General features: G+C 64.5%; 13 protein-coding genes. 2 read left to right on the top strand and 11 right to left on the bottom strand.

Going from position 1 to position 17,226, the window contains the following annotated elements; genetic code table 11:
- Positions 1 to 5: 5 nt before the first annotated feature.
- The 4 genes from WDS16_RS25670 to WDS16_RS25655 are packed head-to-tail and all read right to left on the bottom strand — an operon-like array spanning position 6 to position 6,608.
- Positions 6 to 1,634, bottom strand: a complete 1,629-nt coding sequence (locus tag WDS16_RS25670) for a glycosyltransferase family 39 protein (RefSeq protein WP_338888804.1) — start codon at positions 1,632 to 1,634, stop codon at positions 6 to 8.
- Complete coding sequence (locus WDS16_RS25665; protein WP_338888803.1) at positions 1,631 to 3,097, bottom strand: glycosyltransferase; 1,467 nt, start codon at positions 3,095 to 3,097, stop codon at positions 1,631 to 1,633. The genes WDS16_RS25670 and WDS16_RS25665 overlap by 4 nt, the downstream gene beginning before the upstream one ends.
- On the bottom strand, positions 3,094 to 4,611 hold the full coding sequence (locus tag WDS16_RS25660) for a hypothetical protein (protein ID WP_338888801.1): 1,518 nt from the start codon (positions 4,609 to 4,611) through the stop codon (positions 3,094 to 3,096). Before WDS16_RS25660 ends, WDS16_RS25665 begins: the two co-directional genes overlap by 4 nt.
- Positions 4,608 to 6,608, bottom strand: coding sequence for a hypothetical protein (locus WDS16_RS25655; protein ID WP_338888800.1), 2,001 nt, complete (start codon positions 6,606 to 6,608; stop codon positions 4,608 to 4,610). Before WDS16_RS25655 ends, WDS16_RS25660 begins: the two co-directional genes overlap by 4 nt.
- Positions 6,609 to 6,907: 299 nt before the next feature.
- Between WDS16_RS25655 and WDS16_RS25650 the strand changes: the two genes are divergently transcribed.
- Positions 6,908 to 7,987, top strand: coding sequence for a beta-mannosidase (locus tag WDS16_RS25650; protein ID WP_422395866.1), 1,080 nt, complete (start codon positions 6,908 to 6,910; stop codon positions 7,985 to 7,987).
- Positions 7,988 to 8,007: 20 nt separating this feature from the next.
- Here the strand turns inward: WDS16_RS25650 and WDS16_RS25645 are convergent, their stop codons facing one another.
- The 7 genes from WDS16_RS25645 to WDS16_RS25615 form a co-directional block, all read right to left on the bottom strand.
- On the bottom strand, positions 8,008 to 9,657 hold the full coding sequence (locus WDS16_RS25645; RefSeq protein WP_338888798.1) for a polysaccharide biosynthesis tyrosine autokinase: 1,650 nt from the start codon (positions 9,655 to 9,657) through the stop codon (positions 8,008 to 8,010).
- Positions 9,658 to 10,111: 454 nt separating this feature from the next.
- Positions 10,112 to 10,744 carry a sugar transferase gene (locus WDS16_RS25640; RefSeq protein WP_338888796.1) on the bottom strand — a complete coding sequence of 211 codons (633 nt, stop codon included), beginning with the start codon at positions 10,742 to 10,744 and terminating at the stop codon, positions 10,112 to 10,114.
- 356 nt (positions 10,745 to 11,100) lie between these two features.
- Positions 11,101 to 11,502 (bottom strand): YbaB/EbfC family nucleoid-associated protein, encoded by a 402-nt coding sequence (locus WDS16_RS25635; RefSeq protein WP_338888794.1) that lies wholly within the window; start codon positions 11,500 to 11,502, stop codon positions 11,101 to 11,103.
- A complete protein-coding gene (locus tag WDS16_RS25630; RefSeq protein WP_338888792.1) occupies positions 11,499 to 11,930 on the bottom strand; it encodes a hypothetical protein in 432 nt (143 codons plus the stop codon). The genes WDS16_RS25635 and WDS16_RS25630 overlap by 4 nt, the downstream gene beginning before the upstream one ends.
- A gap of 8 nt (positions 11,931 to 11,938) precedes the next feature.
- Entirely contained in the window at positions 11,939 to 13,615 is a 1,677-nt protein-coding gene (locus WDS16_RS25625) for an alpha/beta hydrolase (RefSeq protein ID WP_338888791.1), read from the bottom strand.
- The gene (locus WDS16_RS25620; protein ID WP_338888790.1) at positions 13,615 to 13,911 is read right to left on the bottom strand and encodes a hypothetical protein; all 297 of its coding nucleotides are present in this window, start codon (positions 13,909 to 13,911) and stop codon (positions 13,615 to 13,617) included. The genes WDS16_RS25625 and WDS16_RS25620 overlap by 1 nt, the downstream gene beginning before the upstream one ends.
- Before the next feature lie 208 nt (positions 13,912 to 14,119).
- The gene (locus WDS16_RS25615; RefSeq protein ID WP_338888788.1) at positions 14,120 to 15,574 is read right to left on the bottom strand and encodes an HNH endonuclease; all 1,455 of its coding nucleotides are present in this window, start codon (positions 15,572 to 15,574) and stop codon (positions 14,120 to 14,122) included.
- Between the two features lie 93 nt (positions 15,575 to 15,667).
- Here WDS16_RS25615 and WDS16_RS25610 point away from each other — a divergent pair, with 93 nt between their 5' ends.
- Positions 15,668 to 17,152: an amidase gene (locus tag WDS16_RS25610; protein ID WP_338888786.1), complete on the top strand. Its 1,485-nt coding sequence runs from the start codon at positions 15,668 to 15,670 to the stop codon at positions 17,150 to 17,152.
- The last annotated feature ends 74 nt before the right edge of the window (positions 17,153 to 17,226 follow it).

Below are 17,226 nucleotides of genomic sequence, written 5' to 3'. Positions count from 1 at the left end.
CGAGATCACGACAGGACCCGGTAGATTCTCCAGTTCGGCTGGTCCGCACCCACATTGGGCACCTCGAATTCGAGGGTCGCGATCGTGCCACCGTTGTCGTAGACGGTCGGGTACCGGCGGTTGAGGGCGTCGGACTCACCGCGTCCACTGTTGGGCACCGTCAGGAGGTATTCGACGCCGGCTGCGGCGGGGTCGTTGAGGATCGTCGTGAAGTCCTGGTCGGACGGCACCACGAAGCGCTTCGGATGAGCGGAGGCAGCGAGGACACCGAATCCGTAGACGGTGTCGACCAGGATCGAGCCCTCCGGCAGATCCATTCGGTCGAGATACGCCGCCAGTTCCCGCTCGGTGGAGAACGACGCGATGACCGTGCGAGCCTTCACTGCGTCGACGTCACTGACGTCCGGGTGCGCATCGAGCAGGTACCGCAGCGAGTACTGCTGGCTGGACAGCGACGGCGTCAGCATCGCCCACCCGGTGACCGGCACCGCCAGTAGGGACAACACGACCGACAACACAGCGACCGGACGACCGACCGACGGGCCGTCCTCACGCAGCGTGACGAACGCCCCACGCCGTCGAGTGTGCGGGTTTCCCCGCGCCGGAGCGAGCTGAACGACCAGGACGACGACCAACGGAATCGCGCAGATGTAGAACCTCAGGAAGCCGAACGTCGACCCGCTGATGTAGGTCACTGCCTGAAATGCCAGAATCGCTCCGAACACCACTGGTGCGACGAGGAACTCCAGATCACCTCGTGCCTTGGCCAAGACCGCGCCGACTGGTAGCAGCAGCGGAAGCAACGGCCCCATCGCCAGAACGGCGACCACCGCGAAAGACGCATTGACCAACGGCGTCCCCGTCGACCCGCCCGATTGTTCGAGAATCGCCGAGTTGCCGTAGGTCGAAGTCAGCTGCGTCAGAAGTTCACCGGTGATCAGCCAGCTCGTCGCGCTCCACACCAGGAACGCGATGAATCCCGGCCCCGCGACGAGAACTGCGTCCAAGATGGCCTGACGCCGCATCGCCCGCCACTCATTTCGGCCCCGACGCAGAAGCGTCACACCGGCGACGAGGAACGCCGCTCCGGCAATGGCGACGACGGCGTCGTACCGGGTGAGATATGCCAATGCCAAGGCGATTCCGGCGACGATCAAGTCGTGTACGTCATCGGTGTGCACCCACCGAATCAGCCGACGCACCGCCCAGCACGTGAAGAACAGGAACACCGCCTCGCTCATCCCGTTCGCGCCGTAGAACACGATCATCGGGTTGAGTGCGAACACGGCGGTGATCAGGGCGCTGTGCCATCCGACGAGCCCGCGGTCGCGGCAGATGCCCAGCACCATGACCGTCGCACCGGCCATGAACAGCGCAGACACCGCGATGCCGGAGATGTTCCACCGCGTGATCGCCGACCACCAGGACGACAACGCCACCAACGGCAGCTGCAGCAAGGCGGTCAACGGCGTGAAGATGAACCCGATCGCCGATACGTGCGGATCCCGGCTCAACAGCACTGCCTGTGCAGCGGATGTCCGCGACAACGCGTCGCCGAGCAGGTATCCGAACCGCAGGCTGAGGGTCAGGCCGACCGCGAAGTAACCGGCGAATGCGCCGAGAAACAGTCTCATTTCACCGACTCTGCATCGGGTGTCGGCGCCGACAGACCGTGAAACGTCTTCTCCCAATACGACGGATTACGCAGCAGCTGCCAACAGCCCTTGATCGCTGCGACGCTCATCATCAGCCAGTACAGCGGCATCGTCAGGCTCGGGACCAACAGATACGCGTTGCCGCTCTCGCGGCTGGCGATGAGATACATGTACACGGTCGCGACGTTGCCGATGATCAGCGACACCAGCGAGAAGTAGTAGATGTACGGCGGGAACAGCGCCGCGATCATCGCCGGTTGGCCGAGTATCCATGCCGCAGTGGTGAACCAGAAGACCATGTTGATGCACGCGGTGATCGGCGTGCCCGCCAACAACAGCGTGAAGCGGTACGTCCCCACCGGTCCGAGCGCACGAAACGTGTCCCGAGGCCGACGCATGTGCACCAACCAGGTCTGCAAGTAGCCCTTGTACCAGCGGGACCGCTGCCTGATCCAATTGATCGCGTCGCTGTTGGCTTCCTCGAGTGTGGTCGAGTCCAGGACGGCAGTGGAATAGCCGGACGCTGCGATTCGCACCCCGAGGTCTGCGTCCTCGGTGACGTTGAACCCGTCCCAGGCACCGACCTCCTCGATGACGTCGGCGCGCAGGTGATTGGAGGTGCCGCCCAACGGGATCGGCGACGTGCTCCGCATCAGCCCGGGCAGCAGATAGCCGAACCACAACGCGTAGTCGGCGGTGAACCATCCGGTCAGCAAGTTCTGAGAACCGTTGTGGAAAGCCAACTTCGCCTGCACACAGGCCACGGTGTCGGGCAATCGAGCGAACGCAGCGACGACGCGACGCAGCTGCAGACGTTCCGGTTGATCCTCGGCATCGAAGATCGTGATGATCTCCCCTGTCGCGAAGTGCAATCCGTAATTGCACGCCTTCGGTTTGGTTCGCGGGTCACCGGCCGGAACCAGCACCACGTCGACGACGTCGCTCACGCCGCTCGCCTTCGCCGCAGCGATGGTGACGTCGTCGTCCTCTTCGAGCAGCAACAGAACCTGCAGTTTGTGGGCCGGGTAGTCGAGGCTGCTCATCGCCGCGATGAGATCACCGACCACCTCCGGCTCGTCGTACGCCGGCACCAGGATGGTGTACCGGGGCAATTCCTCGTCGGGAATCGCCCGCGCATCTTCGTCGGTGACGGTGACGATGGCGCTCGCGTCGAGACCGCGAGAGAACAGCAATAACCGGTCCGCCATCATGGCGATGTAGCCGATGGTGCACAGCACGGTTATCGCCAACAGAGTCGACAACGGCGCCAACACCGCGCAGACGACGACGATTGCCGCGATCGTCAATGCGGTGTACTTCTGCCAGGGAACGAAAGCGACGGCGGCCGACGCCAGCGGATGACGACGAGCCAGCCCGTTGACGGCGTCGTCGAGCGCGGCAGCCCGGAAGCTCTCCGACTCTTCCCCGACGCGCGGAATCACTTCTCACTCCATTGCGCGCGTACCAGTTCGGTTCCGAACGACGTCAGCAGTCCCAGGTCCTTGTAGTCGGGATCGCTGTCGGTGGCAATGGTGTTGCCGCGCAGGAAGATCGCCAGCGACGTACCGAGGTTCGACGCCATCGACGGCATCGGTTGTGGGAAGTCCGCGTCTGGTTCGTGATTGTCGACGCTGATGACGGTGATCCGTTGCGTGAAATCGCCACGCACCCAGGTGAAGACCAGCTTGGTCCACGTCAGAAGCAGCCCGTCACTGACCGAGGTGTAGAGCGAACCGACGATGTCGTGGCCCAGTTTCACCGGCAGCGCGGGGCTGGTACGGGTGTTGCTCAGTCGGTACAGCGTGCTCTCCGGGTACACGCTCAGGCTCGCACGGTTGGCAGTGGTCAGCACGTCGACGACGACCGTGCGCGGCCGAGCCTGCAGGTCCCACGACGGGTTTCCTTCGACTGCGCGCATGATCTGACGATTCAGTGACGACTTCTGACCGAAGTACGACCTCACCCAGCCGAAGTACTCGGTGCCGGTCTGCGTCCACCCGTCGGGCACGATGAGCGGGCTCCCCGAAGACCCCGGCGGACCCGGAGTGGAGGCGATCACCGTCTGCTCGGGGATCGGGATCACGAACAGGATCACCGACGCTACGACGACCGTCACGACCGAGCTGATCGATCTCTTCGCTGTCACCGGAGCAACAGGACGCGACAACGGCCGCATCGATTCTCCGCGCCGCGCAACGAGATAGAACCCAATGCCGACGAGCGCTGCGGCACCGGCGGTCGGAATCAACTGCAGCCACGCGATGTGCAGGTTCGGGAACATCGCCAACATCGTCGCCAGAATCACGAAACCGATGGAGACCGAACAGACGAAGCCCGCCAACGCTCTGCGACGGGTGCGACCGACAGCGATGGCCCCGGCCATACCAGCAAGCAGCACGAGCACCGCGCCGTAGGCGAATCGGCTACCTCCGGCAGCGATCGCCACCATTCGATACCCCAACGGACTCAACGCAAGCAGCAGTAGCCACACCGACCAGAACCGCCCGACCGGCCTGAGGCCGAACAACAAAATGGAGGCTCCGAGGAAGAACACCAACCCAGCGAGTACATCGAGATGGGAAAGTTGATACTGCTCGACGTAGCGCGGTACCCACAGCGCTTTGATCGCCACCGCGACCAGGAGCGCCAAACCTCCGACGATGATGTCGGTCTGCCGATCATGGATCGGCAACTCCCCGGCTCGACGACGGGCGATCCCCTGCGCAGCTACTGCGGCGAGGAACGGCAGGACGAAAATGTAACTGGTGATCGCGCCGTCCGCCGCTTCCTGCATCAACCGCTGCAGGGTCGGGTAGGACGCGAAACCGACGCACACCACCAGCACGACCCAGTAGAAGAAGATCACGCCGACGGGTCTACGCGTCCGCAGCGTCAGAAGCCGATCGAGTATCGACTCGGTTTTCTCGATGTCAGAGGTGTCGACGTCGGTCGTCATGGCGCGCGGGAATCGTCGCTACCGGAGTCACCTCTACGCGAGCGCATCCAGACGATCAGCGCTGCACCGAGTCCGATCACAGCCAGCACGGCCGCGGCGACGATCCCCGCGACGAGTAGCCCGTTGGAACCGTCGGGTTCGGCGGCGGCGTCTGCTTCCGCTCCGGCGAGCTCGGCGCTGGACAACGACAACGGATCGGAACCCGCGGCACCGAGCAGGACGTCACCGCTGAGCCCGTACCACCGCGACGGGTCGGCATCGAGCCATCCCAGCAGTCTGTCCAGCTCCTCCGGTGCACCGTTGGACGACGCAACGAGCATCGCCGCGTCGCTCTCGGTCCCTGCCACCTGAATGCTCGCGTACGGCAATGCCGCATCGAGGGTGAGCAGGGTTTCCGAACCCTGAGCCGACTCCGTCGAGAACGTCGTCACGCCCGTGGACGACAGCGGTAGCGACACGGTCTCCGGCAACCCGCCGTCGGGGGCGACGACGATCGCCGGTTCGGTCCCGTTCAGGGCGTCGTCCAGCGGGACGACGTCGACGTCGAGAGCCCTGCCTGACATCCGCTGCAAGCCGTCGACGATCGACACTGCACGCACGAGGTTTGTGAATGTGTTGTCGGCCAGCGCGATACCGACGCGGGGCATCAGGGCCTGGGGTAGCGAGCCGAATCCCAGCGGTGCCGGCGTCGACGAGCCCGAGGACTCGATCACGCTCGAACCATCGATCGTCACCTCGGAGACGACGGTGCTGCCACACGCGGCCGCGCCCTGCGCGGGATGCTCGACGGTGACGTCGAGGGTGGTGATCCGCTCCAGCGTCGCGTTGGGGATATCGATCCACCGGTCGAGAACACCACTGTCGTCCGCAGGCCAGGCAGCGAGGGTCCTCCCGCCGACGGTGGCGGTCAGGGACCCGGAGCCCGGTGTGTAGGTGCCGATCAGGTGCACCGACGCTCCTGAGGTGGACCGGCCGAGACGTGTCTGATCCAGCGGGATCGACGCCGTGCGGGTTCCGGTGACGGTACCGATGCCGAGGTCGTCGAGCGTGGTCGAATCGGGTGCGAGCACGGCAGGCGGTACCGCTGCGCCGGCGAACGCCTTGGTCGACAACGCCAGTTCCGCGACGTTGCTCGTCACGAGCCGGGCCTGGTCAACGAGCTCGGTGCCGGTGCCGGTGACGAACAGCCGCGGCGGCGCCTGGTCGAGCGGGAAGACGAGTTCGGCGCTCGCGTCGGAGTTCTCGGACAGGACCACCGACCGTTCGAACGGCCCGTCCGAGACCGCCCCCTGCAGCTCGGAATCCGGCCGCACGACGACGTTCACGGTCTGCGCACCGTAGTAGTCGGTCACCGACGTCGTCATCGTCAGAGCTGCGGCGATGACGTCGGAGTCGGGCTCGGACGGAACGAACACGGTGAGCTGCCGGAGCACTGGAGGCAGGAAGTCGGCAAGCGTCCGTGGGATCGCGGGGAAACCGGCGTACGCGACGGAGGCATCGATGAGTCGGAGTGGATCGTTGCGCACGTCCGGGCAGTAGGCGACGTCGGGGACGAGTGTCGAGGACAGCTGGAGCGTCACGGCGCCGCCGACGATGGCCGCTGCAGTCAACGGAATCGACACCGGAACCGTCGCTGCGTTCGCGTCGAGGACGATGCGGGAGATCGGGCGGTCGGCGGATTCGACGTCGAGCCAACCTCTGTCGAGCCATGCCGGGACGGTCAGGGTCCCGATCAATTCCGACGGCACGGTTCCGGTCGGAACCGGAATCGTGATCTGTGCCGATCCGTCGAGCCCATACAGCGGAAGTGACCCACCCAAACCGATATCGCCGAAGTCGAGGGACGAAACGACCGCATCCGCCGCGGCTTCGGTGGACTCCTGCTCGTCTGGATCCTGGCCCCAGGCAGGGGTGCCCGGGAGTAGGGCGAGCGCAAGAACACCTGTCGTCACGACGATGCGTGCGCGCCACGAAGACATGCGGGTACTACGGAACATGGTGGGAATCCGACCTTCGAGAGTTGAAACCGTCGAGTTGCATTATTGATTGGAAATGTAATCGGTGCATCCGGAAAGAGCCGTATCGTCACAATACAAAGAGACTATTTGATAGAAACGCAGCTATTCATTCAGTCGTCAAGATTGTTTACAAGCTATCCACTATCCCCACCGTGCATGTTCTATCCCTCAACCCGCGCAGCGCACTGTTCGCACATGTGATCCGATTGTCGTTGCACGTGTCCGCTGACTAGCATCATCCAATGACCCGGACCGCTCGCTCGATTCGATGGGCTGCGATGACAGCCCTCGCAGTGTTTTTCGTGTCCTCGGTGCAGATGCCGGCGACCGCCCAGCCTGCGAGCCCGCCGTCCACAGCCAGGGTCACCGCAGGCGCCGGTGGACTGAGTCTCGACGGCTCGCCGTGGTGGCCGACGGGATTCAACGCCTATCAGCTGGCGACGAACTGGTCCGTCAATGCGGGATGCGGTGCCATGGTCGACCTGGACGACTATTTCTCTTCGTTGCCGGCGCATTCCATGACGCGATTCAACGCATTTCAAGCGCTGGCAACAAATCGATTCACCGGTCTGCTCGATTTCGGCCCGATGGATGCGGTGTTCGCAGCGGCGGAGGCGCACGGCCAACTCATCGTTCCCGTGCTCTCACCCCAGGACGGCGCCTGCGAGGGAGACGTATTCAAGGACCGCCAGTGGTACATCGACGGATGGACTGCGCCGCCCACCGGAAGTGCAGTCCTCAGCTTCCAGGACTGGGTGACGACGGCGGTGGACAGATGGAAGAGCTCGCCCGCCCTCGCCGCATGGGAGCTGGTGGGTGAACCCGAGACCAGCACGTGCGCCGACGCGAGTTGTTCGTGGTCGACCCGCACGTGCTCCTCGGACGCGGCACAGGTGCTACGCACCTTCTTCGACACTGCGGGCGCTCAGGTTCGCGCCCTCGATCCGGACACCCTGATCACTGCCGGGCTGACCGGCGGCGGACAGTGCGGGAGCCAGGGCGACGAGTACCGCTACCTGGCGCAGTCACCTGCCGTCGACGTTCTCCAGTACCACGACTACGGCGCCGATGGGGTCCCGCTGCCCGGCGATCAGTGGAACGGCCTCGCCCGCCGAATCACTCAGACCACCGAGGTGGGAAAGCCGTTGCTGGTCGCCGAGATCGGCGAACTAGCAGGGTCCTGCGGCGATCTCGACGACCGTGCGACAAGCATCGCCACGAAGATCGACGGGCAGAAACAAGCCGGTACTGCAGGAGCTCTGCTGTGGGCGTTCGTGCCCGATCCGAGGCCGGCGGAGTGCACCTACGACATCGGCTACGACGACCCGCTGTGGGATCTACTCACCGACTTCCAGTAGTCAGGCTTGCTGCTACCCGGTCACTCCTTGTACCGACGCGACGATGGTGCGGCACCGTTCTGCGGGACGGATGACGGCGGACGAGGAGTCGACCGCGGTGGAGTCGATGCGTACAACGGCGCGTCCGCCTCGGGTTCGACCGGCGGTGTCGGAGCGGCCGGTGCCGACACGTATGGAGCGGCCGGCGTCGCGATGTGCTGCGGAGCATGGGCAGGTAGCGGCGCTGACGGCATCGACCCGTCCCATGCGGTGGCTCCGGACGTCGGGTTGACGATCGATCCCGGGGCGACGGGGTTGGGTGTCTGGCGCGGGATGGTGCTGTCGGTCTCGTAGTAGTACGAGTAGTTGTCGCTACCCTTGCGACCAGCAGGCATCATCGTGAACACGGCGCCGAGGATGTGCGCGCCGATCGTCTCCAGATTGCCGACGGCCCGGCCGACCTCACTCTCGGTGGTGTGGCCGAAGCGAGCAACCATGAGCGCGCCGTCGCTGTGCGTAGTGAGCAGCGCGGAGTCGGTCACCGGCAGCAGTGGTGCACCGTCGATGATGACGTAGTCGAACCGGCCGCGCAGTTCGTCGATCACGCGGCGCGAGGCCTCGGAGCCGAGCAGTTCGGACGGGTTGGGCGGAAGAGGTCCCGATGCGAGAACTTCCAAGCCCTCGTACGGCGTCGGCTGCAACACGTCGGACAGGTCGGCCTGATTCGCCAGGACGGTCGACAGACCGACCGAGCCGATCAGATTCAGGTACTTCGAGACTCGCGGACGGCGCAGGTCACCTTCGACGAGGGCCACCTGGTGTCCGGCCTCGGCGAGAGCCAGTGCAAGGTTGACGGCAACCGTCGTCTTGCCCTCGGCGGGCACCGCGCTGGTGACGACGATGACGCGCGGCGGGTGATCGACCTCGAGGAACTGCAGGTTGGTGCGCAGCTCGCGATACGCCTCGGCGCTGGGGGAATGCCCGGCACCGAACTTGACGACGGCCGTCTCCTTGAGCGTCTTGTCGAACGGCAGTGTGCCGACGAGCGGCGTCTTGGATGCAGCTTCGAGCCTGCTGCGCGTCTTGATGGTGTTGTCGAGGCGGTCGCGTAGGACTGCGAGCGCGATGCCGAGTAGCAGACCGACAGCCGCTCCCAGTGCAAGGTTGCGTGTGGTCTTCGGGCTGACCGGTGTCGCCGATTCCTGGGCCTGCTCGACCAGACGCACTCCGGCGGCCGGTGATCCACCGTCTTCCGGTGTTTCGAGTTCACGGACCAGGGTGGTCAGCTGCGACGCGAGGGAGTTCGCAATGTCACGGGCAAGGCCAGGAGAGGTGTCGGTGACGACGATGTCGAGCAGCACGGTGTCCGGCGTCGACGTCGCTGTCACCTTCGACGCCAATGTGCCCGGCGACATGCTCAGGCCGAGCTCGTCGATCGTCCTCGAGGCCAGAGTTTCGCCGGTGACCAGTTCGGAGTACGACGCCACACGCTGCTGTGAGAACAAGTTGCCCTGGTACGACTCACTGACGGTCGAGCCGCCGGAAGTGGAAACGAACACTCGGCTGGAGGACTGGTAGGTCGGAGTGGTGAGTAGCGAGACAGCGAGTGCCCCCAATACCGCCACAGCGACGGTGACAACGATGACCATCCATCGCGCTCGCAGGATCTGTAGGTAGTCCTGGATTTCCACTTGGGGCTCCCTCATTCTTTGTGCACAGCTTCAGCAATAGTTTCATGATCTTCGGGGGTCCCGCTCGGTCACGTCATCGAACGAACCGCCGGCGGCGACTGTGCTCGCCTGATCGCATACGTTTCGAACTCGATGCCAGGGAGGAATTCGTCTGGGCACCGGAAGTCGGGGAGCGCCCAAAGTCAAGCCGAGTCAACAGCGCACTCCCAACTGCCACTTCTGCAACCCCTCCTCAACGGTCCAGACAATTGTGCGTTCTTACTCCGAACGTCGCCCAGCAACGTTGAATCTCAGCGCCCCTGACTACAAACTAGTGGACACACGGTAATTGCTCTACTCGTCGAAAAATGTCGAGCACTTTCTTCGACGGTTAGATCTGCAAATTCCGGTGGTCACTCGAAAAGCCGCTAGAAAAAGGTCCAACCGCTCGTTTTCGGACCTGACATCCGGTCAGTCAAACAGTTTCGCGTCCGTACCGAACTTTTCGCGCGGCGGCCAACAAGATGCGAATGTCTCGGGAAAGCGACCACGACTCCAGGTACGAGCGGTCGAGCGAGAAAATATCTTGTGGCGTGAGTTCGGTACGGGGAGTGAGAATCCACAGTCCGGTCATGCCTGGGTGGAGTTCGACGCGTACAGCGGCCGGGACGTTCACCCTCGTGTCGTCGAAGGGTCGGGGACGTGGGCCGACAAGGCTCATGTCTCCCTGCAGGACGTTGATGAGTTCCGGCAGGTGGACGAGCCCGTAGGTGACCATCGGGTGGCCGGGTAGCGCGCGAAAGTTGAGTACCTCGAGGCGGCGTCCGCCGAATCCAATTCTGGGCAACCTCACGATCGGCGACTTTCCAGGATTGGCACTCTTCACATAGACCCAGCACGATAGGAGGATCGGAGCCAGCACCACGAGCATTCCCGTCGAAACGAACTTGTCGAAGATCGATTTGACGCCCGCGTCCCACGAACTCAGGGCGACCGTCGCAGCGGCCGAATGAAACGACTCATCTTCACTTCGGTCCGCCTGATCACTCGGCACGAGCTCGTACTCCTTCCCGACAACTACAACTCCGAAGTCGTATGTAATCACCATCACGTTACGATCACGACACCCGGTGGTGGTTCCCTGTCGCCGATGAAATCCATTTGTCATTCAGGTGAATTAAGTTCGACTCATTCACATTTTCCAAGCGGGAGACGATCCATCGCGACCGCGGACTCTCCAGCAGCCTGACGACGAGACCTCCAATTCTCACCGCGTCGGGTGTTCCTGCAGTCGATCGTATGTCCGTGCGGTCCTGTCAGGATTGAACTGCGAGACGGTCACCCTCACACTCACCCGCTAGTTGCTCCCACCGCCGAGAAGCAGGCCGATCCAGGCGGTCCGGTTGCTGGAATGGATAAACTCGTCGAGTCTGCGCTCGCTCTTGATCCCGACCGCGTGACCCCTCACCAGCGGTCGTAGATCGAGGTGGGCTGCAGCGGTTCTGCGACGGCATAGTCGTCGGTTCGCCGGGGTTGGGTCGGAATCTGCCCGGGCGGGTTGGGCTGCGTCATGGTCTGATCGACCAACCGTGCGACGCGCGGGTCCTCCAGCAGCTCCCGCCTGATTCCGTGCGCGGCCTGATTGGCCGCGGTCAGTGCCGCAGCGTGGGTACGGGCGATCAGTTCTGCTCCGGTTTCGGCAGGCAACATCGAAAACGACTGGCCGATAACAATATCGGTCATCGATCCATCGACTCCTACCTCGACGCGCACGTGGCCGCCGTCGGAGACCGCGCTCCCCCGCACGGCTTGTACCGCTCGCTGGATGCGGGCCGCCTTGACCGTGATCTCCTCCAACCCGCTCATCGCTGCCCGATCGCGTGCACGTTGTCGAGATTTTCGAACGGGAAGCACGGCGACGAGATGCCGAGGCTCAGCTGTCCGTCCTCACTGAGCCTTGCTATGAGTCGGTAGTCGTCGCACGACGTCGCACGCGCAGATCCGAGTCGCTGCCCGGACCGGTCGTCGACTGCCCAGCCCCACTGAGTCCATCGTTCGATCAACAGTGTGAGATCGGAGCGGCCGTCGCTGCCCACAACCCAGAACGTTGCCGAAAAGCGGTGTGGTCCGTCGATAGTGGTGTTGTCGTCGTAGCAGGGTTCGAATTTCGCGAAACCCAGCTGTGCCCACGGGAATTCCGGGTGTACACGGTCCAACCGGACGGCTGCGGGCAGCGCGGACAGCGATTGCTCGAGCGCGTCCATCGAACGGTCCTGCGCCTGTGTCGAGGTCACCGATTGGTTCATGCGCTCGCGCCCCGCCCGACGATGATCGCGCCGATCGTGTCGAGACCCGGGTTACCCCGATCGAAGTAGTTGATGTGTGAGGTCTGCGTCGTGTCGGGGTCACTCCCGAACACGGTGGCACCGAAGTGCGGTGCGACGGGGTTGGATCCGTGGGCGTCGGGAACGACACCGCCCGTCCATGCCCCTGGATCGGACACCGACGCGGTCGCATACACGTGGGTTGCGTTCTCGGACGGGTCCACTCCGTGGAACGACAGTTCTTCGGCTCCGGCCACGCCGACTCCGGGGCTCCCGACGAAGACGACGTCGTCGACGTCGAGCGAGGCCCCGTCGCGCATCGCGTGTCCGATGACGGTACTGCCGTAGCTGTGACCGATGACGGTGGTGTGTGCGGGCAGTCCGTCGTGTGCCGCCCTGAGGCCGTCCTGGAATCGGTCGAGCCGCAGCGCGCCGGCGTCGGCGAATCTCTCCGACGTTGCCGCGTGCAGATCAGGCGGCGCGGTGTAATTGAGCCAGGTGACAACCGAATTGGGTCCGGGGCTGGCCATGTTGGCGGCGTCGAGCAGGTTCTCGGCGCGGCTCATGTCACGGTCGATCGAGGCGAGCACCGTCGATGTTCCGGGCACGTAGGTGGCGATGTTCTGGGCGGTGTCGGGGTTGTTGAGGGCCATCGCCCCACGGCCGCTGTCGTCGATGTTCAAGAGGAATGCGGGAGCGCCGTCTCGGCCCAGTTGGGTGTGGACGTTCTGGTAGCCCGCGAGGCTGGCTTCGGCGGCGTCACGGTCATCGAGCCACCGTGCGTATTCGCGCAGCGCTGCCGCGTCCTCGGCCGTGTGTGCGCCGATTTCACGCGGGAGATTGGTGTCCGTCATCCAGTCGGGGTGACGGGCTTCGATCGCGTCGAGGGTCGCCTTGGCGTCGACGGTGAGAGTGTCCAGCAGTTGGGCGTTGTAGCGGGATTTGTCGACGGCGGGGAGTCCGTCCCGGTTGCCGATGGTCGGATCCCACGCTGCGAGGCCGTCCTTGTCAGCAGGCGTCAGTTGATCCCAGAACTCGGCGAGGGCTGCCGGGTCGTCCGGTAGGGATGCGTGCCCGTCGAGGATCGCGGTGACCTGGGGACTGTAGGAGTCCGCTGCACTGTCCGTGGTTTCGAGGCCACGGACGGTGTCGACGGCCTGTTGCAGTCTGGCGGCGCAGGTTCCGTCGGTGTCGGCGGCGTTCGTCAGCAACGGCTTGAGCTGGGCCTCGATCCCACGTGCTCGCTGCTCGAAGTCCGATTGCAGCACGAGATCGACGACGGCATCGCCGGTCGCGCTGACGGGGGCGAGGACACGTCCGTCATCGAGGACGCTGAATCCGTCGGCGAGGGCCGAGTCGACGACGGCAAGAACCGAATTCCGGACGGCGTCGATCTCCCGTGCTGCCGTGCCGAACGCTGCGGAGTACGCGTCGACGGCGGCGATGAGGTGCGTGCTGGCGAGTTCTTCGGCGAGTGCGCGGGCTTCGGCTGCATCTGCGGTGTCGCCTTGCCAGTGCGGACGTGTCTCGCCGACGGTGCGCCGGACGTAGTGGACACGCACGTCGAACATGTTGTTGACGCGGGCGATGTCCTCGGCGATGCCGGTGAGCAGGACTGGGTTCCACCCACGTAGCTGCGAAACCGATACTGCCATCACAGCCCGCCTTGGTATTCGATGAGCTGGTCGCGGAAGGCGGCTTCGGCTTGGTCGTAGCTGTGGGCACTGGCCAGTGCGGCGTCGGCCATAGCCCGGATGCGTTCGGCTGTTGCCCGGTAGGCGGCGAGTATCGGTTCGGCGGATGATGCTGCCGCTGCTCCGAACGCTGAGTTGGGCATAGCTGCGGCACCGGTCTCCACTGGCGGTGACGGGTCGAGTGCAGCGACAGCGTCCGCTGTCTCGACCAGCGATGACGACAACGCTCGCAATGACTCCGAGTCGACCTCGAGCATCGTTCGCTCCCCTCGCTCGGGCGAACGCGCCCACGCGCCCGCCGACCGCACCACCCCTACACCTTCCTTTGACGCATCAGGTGCGCATCCGGTTCCACCTAATTCTCGGGGCAGCTCCCCCACCTCCCGCCGAGTTCGAGGTTGTGCATCGTTGTTGCTGGTTGTGGGTGCGTGTCTTCGATCTCGGTGGGGGTGTGTGCCCGGTTTGTTATGCGGTGCGTTGTCGTCGGCGGTGGTAGCTGGGGATGGGTTGTCGGTCCGGGTCGACGGCGGCGGGCGGTATCGCCTGGGGGTGTCCGTCGTCGCCGAGGACGAGTTGCCAGTCTCCGTTGTGGATGGAGCGGTGGCAGCGCCCGCAGACCAACGCCGAGTTGGTCAGATCTGTTGGTCCGCCGTCTATCCAGTATTGGACGTGGTGGACTTGGCACCAGCCTGCGGGTCTGCCGCACATGACGCAACATCGATCTCGGGCGATGACCGCCTGTCGGAGTTCGGGTGGGGCGAGGCGAGCTGTCCGGCCCATCGCCAGGGGTACTCCGGCGCCGTCGACGATGATCGGCGTCATATCGGCATCGCAGGTGAGGAGTTCTGCGAGTTGCCCGGAGATCGGCCCGGTCCACTCCATGTCGAACGGCCACTCGCGATCGAGCGGGTTCCCGTCGCCGGCACTGTGATGGCTGCAGGGGCGTGTGAGGAGGTCGGCGAGGGTGACGATCAGGGTGACCCGCGCGGGAGCGGTAAAACTTGTCCCTCGTCCGCCGGCGAGGTGGCGATCGAGGATGTCGGCAAGCCCATCGGCGTTGCGCCGGGCGGGGGTTCGGGGGTCGAGGGCCCCGCCGGGCCCGGGTGTGGGTGCAGTCAGCGGGGACAGCGCGGTGCGGAGTTTCTCGGCGGTGAGGGTGTCGAGGTTGCCTTCGACGCGGCTCCGCCCGTCGGGAAGCTGGAAAATCTTGAGCACGTTCAACGCCGGGTTCTCCGCTGCTGACGGTGGGCGGGGTCCGTCGGAAAGTTCCGGAGCAGGATCGCCGGCTGAGTCGGTGCTGTCGGTGTCGTCGGGGCTGGGGGTGGGGGTGGGTGTGCCGGTTCGGCGGGCTTTCTCTTCCGCGTCGCGTCGGGCTTGTTCTTCACGTGTGCGGCGGGCGGCCTCGCGTGCTTCGGCGGCTTTGCGGGCGGCGTCGTGGCGGGCTTGGGCGTCGGCTGCGGCGGTATGGGCGAGTTCGCGGGCGCGTGTGGTGACGGTGGAGGCGAGGGATCGGGTGGCGACGTCGAGGAGGGTCGCGACGTGGGCGTCGAGGGCATCATCGTCGAGGGTGGGGTCTGCGGTGTGGATGAGGGTGTGGCCGTCGGCGATGGCGGTTGCGTGTGCGTGGTGGATGGTGGCGTCGGTGAGTGCGTCTGCGACGGTGGGGTGTTGTCCGAGCCAGTAGCCGAGGCGGATCTGGCGGGTGGATTGGGCTTCGGGGGTTCGGGTGGATTTGGCGTGCCAGTAGGCGACGGAGGAGTAGCCGAGTTTCAAAGCGAGGCCGCGGCGGTCGGATTCGGCGAGTATCGCCAGTTTCGAGGCGGCGAGGGAGGATTCGGTGGTGTGGATGTGCGCGAGTGTGGACACGAGCTCCTGATCGGAGAGCGTGTGTGCGCTCTGGAAGTCCCCCAACTTCTGCATGCCAGGAAAGCTACAACCCACCACCGACAAGAAAATCCGGCCCGTTCAGTCCGACACCTCGATCGCAATATTCGAGCCGCTAGGCTGGCGGCCGTGCGAGTAGATGAGTATCGGAAGTACGACGGCCTCGGCTTGGCCGAATTGGTCGCGTGCGGTGACGTGACCCCCCGCGAGCTGCTCGATTGTGCTCTGGCGCGGTCGAGTTCGGTCGATCCTGGGCTGAACTCCATTGTCCGGCTCATGATCGAACAGGCCGACGAGCAGCTGACACGACCGTTGCACGGGCCATTCGCGGGCGTCCCTTTCCTGATCAAGGACCTGGCTCAGGACTACGCCGGGTTGCCTACCGCCAGCGGATCGAAGGCATTGACCGATCTTGCGGCACCCGAGCATTCCACGGTGGTGCAACGGTGGCTCGATGCCGGCCTCGTGATTTTCGGAAAGACCAACACTCCCGAATTCGGCTCCAAGGGAATCACCGAGTCCGTTCTCTATGGTCCGGCTCGAAACCCCTGGGATCGCAGCAGAACTCCCGGTGGCTCGTCGGGTGGATCTGCTGCCTCGGTCGCAGCCGGAATTGTCCCGGTGGCTGGAGCCAACGACGGCGGCGGTTCCATACGCATACCGGCTTCATGTTGCGGCCTCGTCGGGCTCAAACCGGGACGTGGCTTGGTCCCGTCAGGGCCGACGGTCGGTGAGGCCATGCACGGCGCTGCGGTGCACGGCGTCGTATCGAGATCGGTGCGCGACACCGCTGCGATGCTGGACGCAATAGCAGGCGGCGAGCCGACGTCCGGTTTCATGCCTGCACGCCCGGAGGAGAGCTTCTTGTCCCGAATGGACAAGGACCCGAGGTCTCTACGAATCGGCATGTACGCGACCACGTCGATGTGTCCGACACCCGACCCCGAAGCTGTTGCGGCGATGGAATCTGCAGCGAAGACATTGATCGATCTGGGTCACACCGTCGAACTACTCGATGCACCCCCGTTCGACGACGCGGCCTTGAACCGCGAGTTCCTACTCGCTTGGTTCGCCTATCTGGCGTACGAAATCGACGACGTCAAGCGTCGAACAGGTTGCAGGGACGATGCATTCGAACGCGACAGCCGCGTCATGGCTGCACTTGGCCGGTCGGCGAGTAGCGTCGACTACCTGAACGCAGTAGAAGGTCGTCACCGGCATGTACGTGCACTTGCGTCCTACTTCGAGACCTATGACCTGCTACTGACGCCCACCCTCGCCGAGCTCCCACCGCGGATCGGTGCGTTCGATCTGCCGAAACCGCTACACCTGGCGTCGGAGTTGTTGCTGCGCAGCCGAACTACCGGAGTTCTTCGGCACACCGGCACAGTCGATCGAATCATCGAGGACAGTATTTCGTGGATCCCGTACACCCAGCTGGCCAACGTGACCGGCAGACCCGCGCTGTCGCTGCCCCTGCATTGGACTCCGAGTGGCCTTCCGATGGGTGCGCATTTCACTGCTCCGCTCGGCGGAGAAGGGCTACTCGTCCAACTCGCTGCGCAGCTCGAACGAGCAGTCCCCTGGGGCGATCGCTACGCGGAGGTCAGCTAGAAGTCAGTGGTGGCAGGTGCGGCGCTCGGGGCTTACTGCCGTCTTACTAGTCATCAACCGTCGGCAACTGCAGT

This window comes from Rhodococcus sovatensis (assembly GCF_037327425.1).
GTDB lineage: Bacteria > Actinomycetota > Actinomycetes > Mycobacteriales > Mycobacteriaceae > Rhodococcoides > Rhodococcoides sovatense.
This window is presented reverse-complemented; position numbering and strand designations above follow the sequence as displayed.

Bases quoted from the DNA above. Each gene is read 5' to 3' on its own strand.
- WDS16_RS25670 (WP_338888804.1), bottom strand. From the start codon at position 1,634: ATGAGACTGTTTCTCGGCGCATTCGCCGGTTACTTCGCGGTCGGCCTG.
- WDS16_RS25660 (WP_338888801.1), bottom strand. From the start codon at position 4,611: ATGACGACCGACGTCGACACCTCTGACATCGAGAAAACCGAGTCGATA.
- WDS16_RS25655 (WP_338888800.1), bottom strand. From the start codon at position 6,608: ATGTTCCGTAGTACCCGCATGTCTTCGTGGCGCGCACGCATCGTCGTG.
- WDS16_RS25650 (WP_422395866.1), top strand. From the start codon at position 6,908: ATGACAGCCCTCGCAGTGTTTTTCGTGTCCTCGGTGCAGATGCCGGCG.
- WDS16_RS25640 (WP_338888796.1), bottom strand. From the start codon at position 10,744: ATGGTGATTACATACGACTTCGGAGTTGTAGTTGTCGGGAAGGAGTAC.
- WDS16_RS25635 (WP_338888794.1), bottom strand. From the start codon at position 11,502: ATGAGCGGGTTGGAGGAGATCACGGTCAAGGCGGCCCGCATCCAGCGA.
- WDS16_RS25625 (WP_338888791.1), bottom strand. From the start codon at position 13,615: ATGGCAGTATCGGTTTCGCAGCTACGTGGGTGGAACCCAGTCCTGCTC.
- WDS16_RS25620 (WP_338888790.1), bottom strand. From the start codon at position 13,911: ATGCTCGAGGTCGACTCGGAGTCATTGCGAGCGTTGTCGTCATCGCTG.
- WDS16_RS25615 (WP_338888788.1), bottom strand. From the start codon at position 15,574: ATGCAGAAGTTGGGGGACTTCCAGAGCGCACACACGCTCTCCGATCAG.